Source organism: Flagellimonas sp. B-3 (assembly GCF_056857835.1).
In genome coordinates this window covers 23,548-37,837 of sequence record NZ_JBSXNW010000009.1, presented here as the reverse complement: position 1 = coordinate 37,837, position 14,290 = coordinate 23,548, and the positions used below count along the sequence as shown (strand labels likewise).

Sequence of the window (14,290 nt, the reverse complement as noted above, 5' to 3'; positions counted from 1 at the left end):
ACTATTGGAGGATGATAGTTTTCTTCTCAATCAATAATTGGGTCATTTCTTTTCTTAACTTTTCAAGATAAGTCTCCAATTCCTCAACCGAGGAAATTGTAGTTGCACCCCTTGACACGTAATAAGTTTGTGGTTCACTGACTTCTCCAGAAGCCTTAATAGATGACGCTACGATTTTCTTTAATTCTTCGCTTTTAAAGTTGTCTATATTCAATTTCTTGTTTTGCAAAGCACTTAAAGAATTGATACGTTCTATACTACCTAAGGTGTGTTCTTTGTTGGCATATTTGTCAACAGATACATTTTGTTTAGCTGCTTCTTTCTCCAATTCAACAAAGGCTTCCTCATAGAGAGTCATAACCTCGTTTTTGAGCTCCGTCAACTTTTCCTTTAAGGCCTGTTTAACCTCGTCATAAGCTTTTTTTATATGGCGAAATTCTTTTCTAGGATCTTCAAGCGTAAGAAATTTATTTATCTTTTTTACCTTCTCCCTATCCTCTTGACCGAGCATCTTCACATTTTCATTTTCCTCACGTACAAAAGCAGAAACACCTCTGTACTCCTCCAAAGCCCTTCGTATAAAATCATCCATTGCCTTTGTTTGGTCGAACAATTCTTTTGCTTGTTCTTGATTTTCAATTAGGGCAGTAAAGAGCTTTTTAATGTCACGTGTTTGAATCCACGTAGACAATTGTTGTGTCCCCTGTTGGAAGCAATTGCCAAAAGGGTATTTCCCATAATAAGTCTTTTCCAAATCTTGATGCCATTGTAGTTTTTTGCCTAAGTTATTTAGGAGGTTTTCATACAAAGTGTTTTTATCAGTGGCCGTTGGTAAGGTCTCATTAAAGATTTCTTTAAAAGCCACAACGACATCATCCAGCACCGATTGATCAATTTCCTCTCCTGTAACCACTTCGCAAGACATACGTTCTGTTGTGGACACAGCTTTATTAATGAAGTCAACAATGGGATAACGGGGTTGTCCTTTATAGACAAACTCACGCTTTTTCTTTTTTGCTAGTTGTACCAACACATCCAAAACAGCTTCAAAACGCCAACCAAATGGTTCTTGGGCAAACTTGTTGATCAAGTCCTGTACTGTAATTTGGTTGTTATTGGCCGAAATAAAATCATTGACCAATTGTTCAGCAGGGGTCAAGACCGATGCAGGAATTTGAGGATCCGCCGCGGATTTTTTTAACTCTGCTTGGTTACGGGCATATTCTTGGCTTAAATTGTGGTTTTTGTAGATGCCTTCAAGATGCTTCTCAATCATATTGCCAATTCGTTCAGAAGGTGAAGAACCATTAATTTGATCGGGCTCTATAACTTGGTTTAGTGAAATGTATCTCACCCCGACAATCTTTTGTTTAAGAGTATTTTCAAGCTTATTCCTTAATTGATTGTTTCGTATTCTGAAATTCTCATTGGTTTTGGAACGTTCCCCTGTTGAAGACCCAGAATTTGTGATAAAATATTTGTTGGTTTTACAATACCAATCAAATTCATTTCTGAACGATTTGTCTTCATTGTACCATTCATTCAAGCAAATGACCAATTCTTTTTTATTGATATCCAAGGCCTTTTGTTGAATGGAAGTCATGTCTGTCAACAAGACTGTTACGTCAAAATCCCCATTGCGTAAAATTTCCTTTCCCTCAATGGAATAACCGAGTTTAAAGTCATTTTGACCGAAAGGCACTTTTTGATTAATTCGTACGATGGGTCGGAATAATTCGTCAAATGCTGTTAAACGATCATCTATTCCAACGGTTTGTCCTTTGATAATGTTTTGAACATCCATTTCGTCTTCATTGAAGAAAAAATAACTGCCGTTTTCTTCACGAATAACACTTTCTTGAATCAACTTTTCCAATACTTCTTGAATGCTTTTTTGCAATTGCATTTTGTTGGCATCCATGGTGTTCATCAACAACACTCCTAAATTTTCAACATTTGAAGGGAAGGTCTGCCGCTGGTTTTCCAATAAATTTGAAATCATGAACAGGACCTTGACTACTCGTTGGGCAAATTCATTGTTTTTCACATAACTGAGTTCCAAAGCATTTTCAATGGCTTTGGCTCCACGATTTGTCAAGTTGGTGCGGAATTGCTTATTGAAAAATGCATCGAAAGGCATAAAACCTCCAGCCTCATCATCAGCATGCTCTTTTGCTGTAAAATGGGTAATCCCTAAAACCGAGCGCTCATTGTCCTTAACCTCCTTGATCACAAACTTCAATTGCTGAAAGGCTTCAAATACATGAGCAATCAATTTAAATTGATAAGGAATAAAGGGATAACCAATGATAAATTCTTCTTCATTGCGATAACCCTTAAACAAATCATGATTGATTTTAAACTGGTTTTCTATGTAATCTTTATTGTCGTGGTATAGTTTGGTCAGGTATTCGATACCACGGCTGTTTTTATCCAAAACCCTACGTTGGGTAATATACGAGGCATCATTGCTCTGCAAAGAAATCCGCGTATCGAAACGCCCCAAGATTTTACCAAATTCATCTTGTAAATCAGCAACACCATCAATACCAGAACCCACTTCATCCAAGGTCTGTTGGGCCGTACAAGCAATCCAAACTTGATTATTGAGCTCATCACTCACCCGTTCAATTATATTTTGGAAGTTGAGCAGTATTGCTTTGTTGGTCCCAATGTATTGAGATACTTCATCGACCAAGAACAATAAACGGTAGTTTCTATCCTTGTCCTTCAAAAAGCTTTTTAATTCTGGAATGAGGGTCCCGTTAATACTTATTTTATAGCTTTCAGGATTTGAAAGCTTTGAATGCAGTGCAACAGTATCGAAAGAAGGATAAAGTTTTTTTGCAATGTCCAACACATCTTGCAATTGAAAAGCAGCTGCATCTGCTGCATCAACATTCCAGTCAAAACCCAATCTTAAAGCTATCTCATTTTTGAATTCTTCCAATTTGTCCTGTTGTTGTAGCGGTTTTTCCAACAATAAAGCCAAGGGTATATCATCTGCATTATAACCTCGGAACTTATTGAACATATTCATGAAAATTCTGGTCAATCGCTCTTGATCACCATCATCTGTTTCATCTTCCACATTAAAAAGAATGTTGTCGCAAAATGAACCGTCCACCCTTTTTTTGAGCAATCGAATATTATTTTGGGTAATGTGATCATTGCTTCCAGCTTTGGTGGTGTCATAGTTTTTGATAGCATTTTCCAAATATTCGAATGCCATGTCAGAAGTTTGAGGATTTAGTAAGTAATGAACATATTTGATAAAATGCGACTTACCTGACCCATAATATCCATTAATCCAAATCCCTGATTTTCCAACTTTTTTATTAAGTACTGTATCGAGTATTTCAAAAAGTTTTTCAATCAACTCATCCGTAAAAACATATTCCTTTATTTCAGCTTCAATGGTTTTTTCCTTTTTATCACTGACAGTGACGGCTGGGTTGATAGCTCTAAATATGTCTCTTGCGTATAATTCCTTTAAAACCATTAGTTATTGATTAGTTTAATTGCACGATATAAATTTTCATCTTTTAAAAGGCCAAAAAGACTGTAATATTCCTTGGCTGTACCTGGGTAGAACATAATAAGTTTGTATCCCTTGATATACTTTTCGAAATTGCTCATAAAACGGCTTGCCCTGATATAAGGAAAAGCATTTCCAAAGCCTTTCAGTAAAATATAGGAAACCTCGTAGGGTTTCACAGATTCTAAATGTTCCTGGATTTTATTATCCAAATACTGTAGAAAACGATTGTCATAAGCATCTTTTTCTAGCGCTTTCTTAACAGCTTCCGGTTTATCGCTTTCATGTTGCAGGTAAAATTCGAATTTGGTCAATTTACCAAATTTGGTTGTTTTGGTATAATTGATGAACTCCTCAAAAATATCCATAACCATCACCTCCAAATAATTGTTCGGCCTGTGTAATCGATTTTTAATGTCCAGTATCTCGTTTTCAATTTCATATTCTTTACTGGCATCGTACATGTACATATAAGCTGGAAAGAATAGATTTCCAGTATCGTGGTCTTGAAAATCCTTATTACTCAATTTTGCATATAATTCAGGTATTGTCATGTATCTATATATTTACAAAAGCAGCTTTTAAAAACCATGGCTCGCCAATGTTGTGGAAATACTCCCAAAAACGGGGTCGAATCTCCCGTGGTATATTCAATTTTTCCCCATCATATAATCCAGCATCCTTTAATGCTTTCCTAATCTGTACGTTCAACTTATACAATGTGATTTCAGCCCATTGGGCAAAGTCTTCATCCATAGAAGCCAGTTCATCAAACCGCATCTGTATATCATAATCATCTAAATTAACGCCAAGCTTGTATTTCTTTAAAACAACTTCAAAATGAATGTCAAAAACCAAAGGATAAGTTTTCAAACATAAATAATATAAAGCCAGTTTTTGCTCGTTTGCATTCCATTCCTTAAAATGAGACCAAAAATAATTTGGTGCGTTCTTGTGTCTTCTTATGATTTCGATTATTATCCTTTTTCTTGAAGATTCTATTGCAATACCAATAAAGGCATTGTTTTCAGTCTCGGAACTAATCAAGTCGTTGAAATTTTTGTTATCAGCAATACCCAAGACACCTAAAAATTCTTGGTGTAGAATTCCGCCTGCCGTGAAATTAGCATCAAGTTTTTTTTCTTTCTTCACCTTTTTCAATTTTCAATGACTTTTTGGGCATCCATTTCCAGTGCTTTTATTTCTTGAATGGCACTACCTGCTATCCCTTTAATCGATCCATACATCTCTGTGGCTCCATCAATGACCAAATCCAATTGTTTTTCCCTTTCTTTCCATTGGCGTTTCATTGATCGCTTTTCAGAATCTATTTGATTACGCATACTTACATAGCCGTTTACAATGGCCTCCATTTGTTGTTTAAACTCGTTACTTATTAAAAAATCATATAGAACCTGCATTTTTTCTCCTTTCCCTACATTGGAAATTTTTATTTCATAAACCCTCAACAAGGTATGTCTCAATACATGGGAAAGAGCCTCAACCTCATCAAACTTGCAAATCCAAATACCATTACGTTTTCCAAAAGTGGGCATTTCCTTTGGCATGACCTCAGTTACAATCACCCCCTCATCAGCCTTGTGCAATCGCATATCTCCTTTTAACTTTTCTATCCATTGCTCATTAAAGGATTTTGTTCTTTTAGACTCAAAGGCAATTACGCCTGCATCTTTACCAGATAATGTTTTAATAATGTGAAGGCAATCTGCTCCATTAATTCCTTTTTTTATTTCTAAAATATTATCTAATGGAAAATTTCTAACCAACAATCGTTCTACTTCCAACTCTAATATTTCTCCTTGAGTTTGCATTGAACCTTGTTCTGCCCGTTGTTTAAGATCATTGATTTGAGCCTTCAGGTTTTCAACCAGTTCATCCCGCTCCTTTAGTTTTAGGTCTTGGGCGGCCACAGCCTCTTTTTTGGCTTCAATCCTAGCTTTTGCAATACCTTCAGAGAGTTTAGCCTCATTTTCTGCGTCTAATTGATCTTTTAATTCAGACATTTCTCGTTCAGATTTTGCTAAGTTGGCCTTCAACTTATAAAAATCCTTAACCAGATCCGATTTTTTCTTCAATTCTTCTAGAAGCAGTTTGGTCTCTTCTTGCAATTCCTCCCTAACAGATTTTTCAAGACTTTCCTTGGCTTGAACAAATGCTTCCTTACGTGCCCTTTCAATCTCTAGCTTTGACAATTCATTCACTTTTTTGAGTGAATTCATTTCATTCAACAAATCATCAAGTTGATTTTGATGCTTTAGTTTTAGTTCGTCTTTTAGTTTTTTCTCGAGACTTTTTGCCAAAACATGATTTACATCAATTGCAGACCCACATTCTGGACAATTGATTTTGGTTTGATTTTCCATAACAACTTTTTTAAGATTAGGAAACAAACTTAAATCAGATTTGTGCATTCTTTCTGCACTAATCATAATGCGCTCTGTTTTTCTCAATTCTTAATTTGATTTTCTCACGGAAATGTTGGGGGGAGATAACTTCCATTTCCTCTCCAAAAGATAAAATAAGTTTTTCAAGTTCAAAATTTGGAATCACGTCCAAAGTAAAGACAACCTCATTCTCACCGAATGCCTTTTTCTTTTGTGAACCATGCAGCGGTTTTGTCTCAATATAATTCCACAGTTTTTTGACTACTTTAAATTCAATGATTTCGGGCTTGGATTCATTTAAAGTGACCCCTATTATATCTTCAAAATAATTCTCAAAATCAATATCTGTATCGCAATAAGGAAAATCTGATTCCTTCACCCCGACAATCCTATCTAATGCATAGTTGGTCAAGGATTCATAATTCGGAGTTCTCCCAAACAAAAACCATCTAGAATTGAATTGCTTTAAATGATAAGGGAAGAAAATTGAGCTAAAGGATTCCTTCTCATAGGGTTGATAAGTAATGGTCAAAGTCCTTCGATTTAAAATTGCATTGAATATAGGGTCTAAAAATTCCAGCCCTCTCAAATAAGGGTTATTTTCAAACGACATGATTTCCTGAGAAGCCTCTTTTAACAAAAAGGTTTGGTCCAGCTTTGGCAAAAGTTCATTGACCCATTGAAACTGGGGCATTCCTTTAAATCTAGTAAGTACTTGCATGGCAGATTTAAGTTGTTCCGCCTCAAGTTCATTAATAGGAATATTGTTAATGGAGAAACTGGTATCATTGTAGCGATAATACACTTTTTGACCATCCCTAACCTTATCCAGCATAATTGAATAGCCCTGCCTGGATTCCATAAACCTAATGTCTTCATATAATTGCCTTTTTTTAATTCCATCAGTTTTTGGATTGTATTCAAAAAGAGCATCATTCACTGAATTCAACAAGGCCTGTATATCATAATTACGACCAGGATTCGAAAAACATCGATCTAACGCTTGATAGCGAATAAGTGCATTCTTATTTGTAGGCATTTCATAAAAATACACAACCTGTGCAGAATTACTGCATAATTTAAGTATGTTTTTCTAAAAAAGACTCGGCACTAATAAATAAGAGAGCCCACGCATTGTATATGCTGTTCACATTTAGTGAGTGCCCTTGACCTCACCTTACGGGTGTACAAGCACCCTCGACCATTCTATTCAATCAATAATTAATTCAAGTCCAGCTTTCTTTGCCTTGTAATCTATTTTGGTAATCAAATCACAATAGCTCCAATTTCTCAATACAAATCCCTCTTCTTTAGCAATCTCAGTTTTTTCCTCCTGATTCAAAAGTATGAGGGTTCCTGCCCTATGTTTAACACAAAAATCAATCAACCTCCGGCTATAGACATGCAAACGGTTATTGACATATTGACGTTCAATTTGACCCAGTCTGTCAACTGCCTTTAGTTTTCTTTTGATCCCCTTACCCGATTTGGAATAGGTTGCTCCAATCTTTGCCCGTCTGTGTGCCGATTGTATCGCCAGTCTTCGGTATAAAAATTCTTCTTTTGTACCAATGGTAAGCCTTGCCTTGCCAACCTTTACAACAATGGGATATTCAAGGGACAAAGAGGCTTCTGCAATAATCTCAGGTCTTAGGTCATGGCTTTCTTTTTCAATTTCGAATACCGCCAATAAGAAAATCTTGCCATCTTTTAGCTTTATGTGTGATGTGCACAGCTTAGTCTTGCCCTCCACCACCCTCTCCATCAATGTCCGTTTATCCGTAAAATCCTTTCCCAAGTAGGTTTTAAACGGAATTTGAAATAATCGGAAGCAGAAAGCTTTTTTCTCTTCGTTGTAGTGTAATCCACTCATACCCTCCAAGTCAAAAGGGAAGGCCATATCCCTTCTGAAATTTTTCAAAGAGCGTTCACCATTCCAGTATTCTGGTCTGTTCTTCTTGAATGATGAAATTAAAGCCTGGTTCAAATTGGACAATATGTTTGTGGGGATTTCTCCCTTAAAACGATCTGATACCACTCGATAGGTGGTGTTTGTCCTAGAACGATTAAGGATCCCTTGTCCATCCTTCTTTTCATCTGCCAATTTATATTTTACCCCCTCTGATAGATAAAAAAATTCCTTTATCATTTCCTGTACATAAAGATGGGTCACTATTAGGTTGGCCGCCCTAAAGCATCTGTTCTGCCATTGGTATAGTTTATCCAAGGCCTCTTTTTTCTCCTCTTTGGTAGGAAGGTCGATGAGTAATTGGATCTTTCGAGTCAGTTTTAGCGTTGATTTTTCCATACTAGGCTGATTGCAATTGATGTTTTGCTTCCATTAGCCTATACGCTATCATAAATTCCTGATGCACCTCCTTTTGGGAAAGGTTAAGCTCATTGGCGATTTCGGAAAAGGAATATCTTAGTTCACAACGCATTTTAAGCACCTTTGTCTGCTCTTCGGTCATCTCACCTGTGAACTTTATCTCATCTGTCTTGTTGTTATTGGAATCGAGCTTATTTCCTTGATGAAGGATGGTTTTAATATCCTCAATGGCTTCCTTGATCTCTCTGCAAGTTTCATTTATGCCTTTTCCCATTGCTTTGGAAATGACTTTATACTGAAAGCCGTATTTCAAACATAGATTGATTACATGTCTTTTACCGTCATCCAATAAGGGAAGGACGCGTTTGATACTTTCGAACTTCTCTTGTTCCCCTTCCTGAAGTTTAAAATTGTTATTGTCTTCAGCGGGGTCATACCCAACCATATAGTCTTGGTAATTCTCAAAACTCTCCAACGAGTGGACTTTCCTGAAAAACTTGTTCCTTGGCCGTGTATAGTATGTAATGCACTCCCTTTTCATCACAAACCGCAGGAAAAAATAAATGTGCTTGGGTGATTCCAAACTGTTCCTATTCACCCACAACCTTAAGAATACATCTTGTACCAATGTTTCCACAACAAAACCATCATCAAGAAAGCTCTTGCCCAGCCAGTAAATCTGTCTATTGTATTTGGTATAGATTTGCGCAAAAGTCGAAGGGCAACCTTTCTTCAATAATTCAAGATGCTTGTTGTCGATATTTGAAATCATGAGGAATAAATTATAATAAATACTTACCAAATGTAATCATTTATTTATTAATCGTAATTATTAATTTATTATAAGTATATTTTACAGTACTATAAATGAATTACTTGTCATTTTAGGGTTAACAAATACACCCATGACAAAAAAAGATGATCATAAAGACCCTGCACTGGTTTCCATAGGTTCAATGTTCGAGACGGGAAAAATTCGAAAGATGTATACTCTTGCAGAATTATATCCGACCAGAATTGCGAAATCACTTGGTATAAATTATGGCAGGTATATGGTCAAGCTGAACCATCCCGACAAGTTTACTATGGGAGAAATAGTAAGACTTGCAGACTTATTAGATATAGAGCCTGACATGATAACCAAAGTCATATATACAGAATTGAAGTAAAATTGAAACCAGCTCTGGAGTACCATTTTTTTCCTGACTATTTCTTTAGAGGTTATTTTCTAAAAGTTCAAATAAACGATTCTGATCAAATCAATGAAAAGCTTAGTTGAGAAAACACTTTTGAAAGAATCCTTTGAATTTAAGGGTTCGTTGTCTGAATTTAAAGAGCATATTCGATTTAATAGAGAAAGAAAATTTAGGCTTGATTGGGTTTCTGATACTGAATTTAAATTTCTTGCCAAAGTTTCCGTAGGTACTATGATGCTTTATTATAACCCCAAATCTATTGATGGAATAAAGGGTTATGCAAAACTAACTGAATTGGAAAACGGAAAAACAAAAATTGAAATGAGAACCAAATTAAGGGTTGAGATGTACATTATCGGGTTTCTATTTTTACTCTTCCTTTCTATTTTTTATTTCAGTAACAAAAATTTACCATTTTGGATTATGTTTCTCTTTCCTGTAATTGCCTTTTGGCTTTGGTTTGTATACAGATTCCAAGAAAAAAGACTCTTTGAGAAAGTAAAGCAATATTTAATAAAGAATGATGTATAAAGTTTAATTAAAAACGACTGAATTGTATTGTATGCTACTCATAAAACCGAACTGTTTAAATGTAGAACAATAATAACCCCAAATCCTTACCCCAACTTTTGCGCATGGATCCTATCGGGTTTTTGTAGTGTTCCGATAGATAAGCGTAAAGCAAAAACCTGATAGGGCGCAACCTACTTTTTGGATTTCAGTAGCCCATGTCCTCACCAGCTCCCCTTGCCTTATCGATGCCCTTTCCAAGTGCTTTGATAATTTTGGCCGCCATTTGCACTTTATTGGTCGGAATACTGGGAGCCTTGACACCCATAGTTTTAAGCAGTTTAAAGGCCATGTCCTTTTCCTTGGTGGGCAGTCCCATCACTTTGGCAAAGAACTTCCCCGGTTCTTTGGCATGGGTCTTTCTGCCAACATAGGATTCCACATAGTTCCTTTTAAAACCAGTTGTCCTGTCAAAGGTCTTTTCGGCCGCTTGGTAAAATTTGTCCCGATCAAATCCTCTCTTGACCGTCTTTCCGTTCAGTTCCACTTCCGAGGCCTTGTGCTTCGCCATTGGGGAGAGCGTATAGGTGTTCGTTACGTCCCTTCTACTGACTATGATATGGATATGGGTCTGTGGCCCCTCTTTTTGCATCCCTGCGGCCACCAACTGTCCGTTCTGTTGGTGTGGGGCCATTCTTGTTTGCTCTGCAATACTCTTTTCAAGTTCCTTGACATTCCCAATGGTTTCGCCTCTTTCCACTTTCCGTATCTCGTTCCTGAGCCTTGCTATTTCACCACGGTATGGAGCATTTTCCTGAACCTGTTTGTCAAAGCCCCGATAGGTGCGTTCATGTTCGATCTTGGCATAATATTTAAGGTTTTCGGCCTTGACCTCTTGGTTGCGATGGAAACTCTTGGCATAGTCCTCCATGAGCTTCCTTGTGTATTCCCTTAGGATGTTCGGATCATTTCCAATTGCCTGTAATTCTCTTTTATTGGGGCTGACCACTATGGAATAGAATTTCGGGTCTTTCTGTCTCAGTTTGGCCGTATTGGCATCTATTTCATCGATGACCGTTTGAGGGCTTACGCTGTCATTTTCTTGGTCAAAGAATTCCTCCCTTTGTTCTGGCGACCTGTCCTCGTTTTCCTTTTCCAGATAGTCCACATAGTTCCCTACACTGGAGTTGTAGGTACTGCCCATTTTCTGTGCTGAGATGGTAAGGTACATGGCTGTTATCTTAAATGATACTTTAATTTTTCAAACTCCCCGATGTCCATATTGATTTTCAGATAGGGCTTTCCCATCATGGGTTCCACCTTCTCCACATTATCTAGGATTTCATTGCAACGCTTTTTATAGCTTTCAAATTCACGGAGTATTCTCTCGTGATCCACTTTTGGAACGGTGTTTCTTGGCTCCAAAAAATCCATTCGCTCTTCCTGTATCTGGACAGGTTTCCGCCTCGGCCTCTTCCCGTCCTTCACATAAGCCTCGTAAAGTATCAATACCATTTCATAGGTGGGTCGGATACTGGTCTTTTCCATGTTCTTGATTATGGCGATGAGCCTATCGAATTTTTTCATCATCTGACGCTCCAATTTTTTGATGCTGTCAAGGATGATCTTGGTTCCCTCTCCAAAAGGGTCAAGATGGTTCTCCTTGAAGTATTGTATCATTCCATCCAATACCTCACTATGCGATTTGTTGAACCTTTTGGAATAAGTGCGGAAGCGTGTGGCCGTATCTTTCTTTACCGTGATATTGGAATAACCGCCGGTTCCTTTCTTTGTTCTGCCGTTTGTTTTTTGCTTTTCCATAGGTGCGATTTTGTTTTTTCGTCAAATTGCGTCAATTTTTGCGTCAAAAATTTCCAGTGTTTACTGGGCTTCCCAAAGGTTTTACTGTAGATTTCGGAAAAGTCTACTGTAGCCCCGATTTTTCCACAGTATTCCAAAATCCATTCAATTAACTGGTTTTCAACTTGTTGAAAGCCCGAAAACAACCGTGATGGCGCAATTTGCGCATCACCCTCTTGCTATTCCGAACAACTCCCATTCAGTCGTAGTTCTGAATACCCTTTTCAATCCCCGATTGCCTTTTTATGTTCCTTTTGGTTCATATGGTCAATCAAGTTCTGCATGTCCTTACCTATCTTATGCTCCAGTACCCTTGCATAGATCTGGGTAGTGGACAGTTTGGTATGGCCGAGCATTTTTGAAACGGTTTCAATTGGTACACCATTGGAAAGGGTTACCGTTGTTGCAAAAGTGTGCCTGGCTGAATGAAAGGATATGGTTTTGTAAATACCACAGGCCTTTGCAATTTCCTTTAGATATTTGTTTGTCTTCTGGTTGGAAAGCACAGGTAGTATTTTTGTATCGGTCTCTGGACTGTCCCAATACTTTTCAATGATTTTTTTTGCTTTGGGCAATAAGGGCAGTTTTACACTTTCCGAAGTTTTTTCCCTTTTGGTATAGATCCATTGGTTTCCATCAATACCAAGTACCAGTTGATTCTTTTCAAGTTCCCGGACATCGATATAGGATAGCCCGGTATAACAGGAAAAAAGAAAGGTGTCCTTGACCTTTTCATAGCCTGCTCCAGTGAAGTCCGTTTCTTCAATGAGCCTAAGTTCCCTTTCCGTTAGATAACTACGTTCAGTTTTATGAAACCGGAGCTTATAGTTAATGAAAGGGTCTTTGTCCAACCATTCCAACTTGACGCCCAGCTTGACCATTTTCATTAAACGCTCCAAGTGTTTCATCGCCCCATTATTGGTACACTTCTTTCCCTTTTGCAATTCAGGGCCGTTCAGTAGATAATGTTCAAAATCGGTAATGAACTTATAGTTCAATTGTTTCAAACGGATGTCGGGGAGTTTGTAATTGGATTCCAAAAAACGAAGGAGATACTTTTTGGTCCCATAATAGTTCTTCATCGTTCCAGGGCGGAGTACACTCTTTTGTGTTTTGTTATGATACTCGATAAGTTCAAGCAGGGTATTATGTTGCTCGTCCTGTCCTAGATAACGGGCCTTAATGGCCTGTGCTGTGATTACTTTTTCCTCCCGCAACAATACCTTGTGGGTGTCCATGATTGCAGCATACACCTCATCAAGATAGCTGTTCAATAAACGGGCCTTGTGGGTCAGACCATGGAGCCTTCCCTTATTTTCATCCCATTCATTCACCGAAACATATCGTTTAAGACTTATCTCGGCCCTCTTCCCATTGACGGTGATACGGGCATAAATGGTCAGCTTTTGGGGATTATTTGAAATGTCCCGCGTGAAAAGAAGTACTTTTAAAGTGTTGGAATTGCGCATAATACATAACTTTTGGGTTTGACAAAACAGGTTTGCAAAACACCCATGAACAGCGTCAAGCTGTAGCTAAATTATGCACAAGGAACGTACCGAACCATTCACCGAACTCTACACCTTTTATATGTATTTAAATGATATCAAATGAATGCATAAAAAACAAAAAGCACTGTCAATCAGTCAGTTGACAGTGCTTTGATACCACTTGATTAGTGGTTCGTCGGGATGACTGAACCATCCATATGATTGTATGTTATTGTAAATCAATAACTAGCACTGATACTTAATATCCTGCACACCTTATTGCACATTTCTGTATGGATTGAGAACAAGTACAAATCCTCTAAAAATAAATATAGTCAAAACAATTCAAAAAGTACTAAATATTTTAAATAACGTACTCACGTTATTTAAAATCTGGATAATCTTTCCAAATAAGCTACTGACTCACCTCATGTTTGTTGAAAATACCTGACACTGTATAAAAGCACTACTCGAGGGAATTATCCTCCTCGTAAATAGGATAAAAACTTTAATTTCAAAATACATAGCCCATTATCCGAAGGTTCTCAATTTCTGTTTTTTTAGTATTCTCAACAATCGGTCTCATGCATTTATTACTGAATGCTCTAAGAAACCTTGTGTGAAAGAGGTACAAAACTATTTTCTTCAAAACAGCGCGAAAACCCACTTGAACTTAAACTAGTGCTTCTCCTAATGTGCCTGCATTGACGTTTAGACTGCAACAATGAATTAACACCCAAAAAACAACTATTTGATTATCCAGTTTTTATTTGTTTACTGCGTTTTTTGATTCTTATCATTTTTTAGCTGTTCGATTTCCTTTTTCAATTCGATAATGTGTAGCGTTAACTCCTCAATTTTCACCAAAAGTAAATTGCTCATCTCACCCAGTTGGACTCCGTCTTTCTTCACTTCGGTCGCAGATGGTATATTGGGTAAACCAAGTGCATATTTTGTCCAAA

General features: G+C 37.3%; 12 protein-coding genes. 2 read left to right on the top strand and 10 right to left on the bottom strand.

Annotated elements, in window-relative coordinates; genetic code table 11:
• Nucleotide 1 precedes the first annotated feature (1 nt).
• From brxC to AC13CS_RS00635, 7 genes are all read right to left on the bottom strand, one after another.
• Nucleotides 2-3,502 (bottom strand): BREX system P-loop protein BrxC, encoded by a 3,501-nt coding sequence (gene brxC, locus AC13CS_RS00665; protein WP_482888283.1) that lies wholly within the window; start codon nt 3,500-3,502, stop codon nt 2-4.
• On the bottom strand, nt 3,502-4,092 hold the full coding sequence (locus AC13CS_RS00660; RefSeq protein WP_482888282.1) for a BREX protein BrxB domain-containing protein: 591 nt from the start codon (nt 4,090-4,092) through the stop codon (nt 3,502-3,504). The genes brxC and AC13CS_RS00660 overlap by 1 nt, the downstream gene beginning before the upstream one ends.
• A 4-nt stretch (nt 4,093-4,096) precedes the next feature.
• Nucleotides 4,097-4,690, bottom strand: coding sequence for a BrxA family protein (locus AC13CS_RS00655; RefSeq protein ID WP_482888281.1), 594 nt, complete (start codon nt 4,688-4,690; stop codon nt 4,097-4,099).
• A 5-nt stretch (nt 4,691-4,695) separates the two neighbouring features.
• Nucleotides 4,696-5,988 (bottom strand): DUF2130 domain-containing protein, encoded by a 1,293-nt coding sequence (locus AC13CS_RS00650; RefSeq protein WP_482888280.1) that lies wholly within the window; start codon nt 5,986-5,988, stop codon nt 4,696-4,698.
• On the bottom strand, nt 5,981-6,982 hold the full coding sequence (locus AC13CS_RS00645; protein ID WP_482888279.1) for a helix-turn-helix transcriptional regulator: 1,002 nt from the start codon (nt 6,980-6,982) through the stop codon (nt 5,981-5,983). The genes AC13CS_RS00650 and AC13CS_RS00645 overlap by 8 nt, the downstream gene beginning before the upstream one ends.
• A 171-nt stretch (nt 6,983-7,153) precedes the next feature.
• Nucleotides 7,154-8,251, bottom strand: a complete 1,098-nt coding sequence (locus AC13CS_RS00640) for a nuclease/transposase family protein (protein WP_482888278.1) — start codon at nt 8,249-8,251, stop codon at nt 7,154-7,156.
• Nucleotide 8,252: 1 nt separating this feature from the next.
• The gene (locus tag AC13CS_RS00635; protein ID WP_482888277.1) at nt 8,253-9,044 is read right to left on the bottom strand and encodes an RNA polymerase sigma factor; all 792 of its coding nucleotides are present in this window, start codon (nt 9,042-9,044) and stop codon (nt 8,253-8,255) included.
• A 133-nt stretch (nt 9,045-9,177) separates the two neighbouring features.
• On the opposite strand from AC13CS_RS00635, the gene AC13CS_RS00630 reads away from it, so the two are divergent.
• Together AC13CS_RS00630 and AC13CS_RS00625 are read left to right on the top strand one after the other, a co-directional pair.
• Nucleotides 9,178-9,441 carry a hypothetical protein gene (locus AC13CS_RS00630; protein WP_421801368.1) on the top strand — a complete coding sequence of 88 codons (264 nt, stop codon included), beginning with the start codon at nt 9,178-9,180 and terminating at the stop codon, nt 9,439-9,441.
• A 93-nt stretch (nt 9,442-9,534) separates the two neighbouring features.
• The gene (locus AC13CS_RS00625) at nt 9,535-9,999 is read left to right on the top strand and encodes a hypothetical protein (RefSeq protein WP_482888276.1); all 465 of its coding nucleotides are present in this window, start codon (nt 9,535-9,537) and stop codon (nt 9,997-9,999) included.
• 187 nt (nt 10,000-10,186) lie between these two features.
• Here the strand turns inward: AC13CS_RS00625 and mobB are convergent, their stop codons facing one another.
• The 3 genes from mobB to AC13CS_RS00610 all read right to left on the bottom strand — a co-directional run bounded on the left by mobB (nt 10,187) and on the right by AC13CS_RS00610 (nt 13,307).
• Nucleotides 10,187-11,209, bottom strand: coding sequence for a MobB family relaxase (mobB, locus tag AC13CS_RS00620; RefSeq protein ID WP_482888275.1), 1,023 nt, complete (start codon nt 11,207-11,209; stop codon nt 10,187-10,189).
• 5 nt (nt 11,210-11,214) lie between these two features.
• On the bottom strand, nt 11,215-11,799 hold the full coding sequence (locus AC13CS_RS00615) for a BfmA/BtgA family mobilization protein (RefSeq protein ID WP_482888274.1): 585 nt from the start codon (nt 11,797-11,799) through the stop codon (nt 11,215-11,217).
• A 263-nt stretch (nt 11,800-12,062) separates the two neighbouring features.
• Nucleotides 12,063-13,307, bottom strand: a complete 1,245-nt coding sequence (locus tag AC13CS_RS00610; protein ID WP_292966730.1) for a site-specific integrase — start codon at nt 13,305-13,307, stop codon at nt 12,063-12,065.
• Nucleotides 13,308-14,290 lie beyond the last annotated feature (983 nt).

What these genes read in the sequence shown, in the direction of transcription:
- AC13CS_RS00650 (WP_482888280.1), bottom strand. Translation starts at nt 5,988, where the DNA reads ATGATTAGTGCAGAAAGAATGCACAAATCTGATTTAAGTTTGTTTCCT.
- AC13CS_RS00635 (WP_482888277.1), bottom strand. Translation starts at nt 9,044, where the DNA reads ATGATTTCAAATATCGACAACAAGCATCTTGAATTATTGAAGAAAGGT.
- AC13CS_RS00640 (WP_482888278.1), bottom strand. Translation starts at nt 8,251, where the DNA reads ATGGAAAAATCAACGCTAAAACTGACTCGAAAGATCCAATTACTCATC.
- AC13CS_RS00645 (WP_482888279.1), bottom strand. Translation starts at nt 6,982, where the DNA reads ATGCCTACAAATAAGAATGCACTTATTCGCTATCAAGCGTTAGATCGA.
- AC13CS_RS00630 (WP_421801368.1), top strand. Translation starts at nt 9,178, where the DNA reads ATGACAAAAAAAGATGATCATAAAGACCCTGCACTGGTTTCCATAGGT.
- brxC (WP_482888283.1), bottom strand. Translation starts at nt 3,502, where the DNA reads ATGGTTTTAAAGGAATTATACGCAAGAGACATATTTAGAGCTATCAAC.
- mobB (WP_482888275.1), bottom strand. Translation starts at nt 11,209, where the DNA reads ATGTACCTTACCATCTCAGCACAGAAAATGGGCAGTACCTACAACTCC.
- AC13CS_RS00660 (WP_482888282.1), bottom strand. Translation starts at nt 4,092, where the DNA reads ATGACAATACCTGAATTATATGCAAAATTGAGTAATAAGGATTTTCAA.
- AC13CS_RS00610 (WP_292966730.1), bottom strand. Translation starts at nt 13,307, where the DNA reads ATGCGCAATTCCAACACTTTAAAAGTACTTCTTTTCACGCGGGACATT.
- AC13CS_RS00615 (WP_482888274.1), bottom strand. Translation starts at nt 11,799, where the DNA reads ATGGAAAAGCAAAAAACAAACGGCAGAACAAAGAAAGGAACCGGCGGT.
- AC13CS_RS00625 (WP_482888276.1), top strand. Translation starts at nt 9,535, where the DNA reads ATGAAAAGCTTAGTTGAGAAAACACTTTTGAAAGAATCCTTTGAATTT.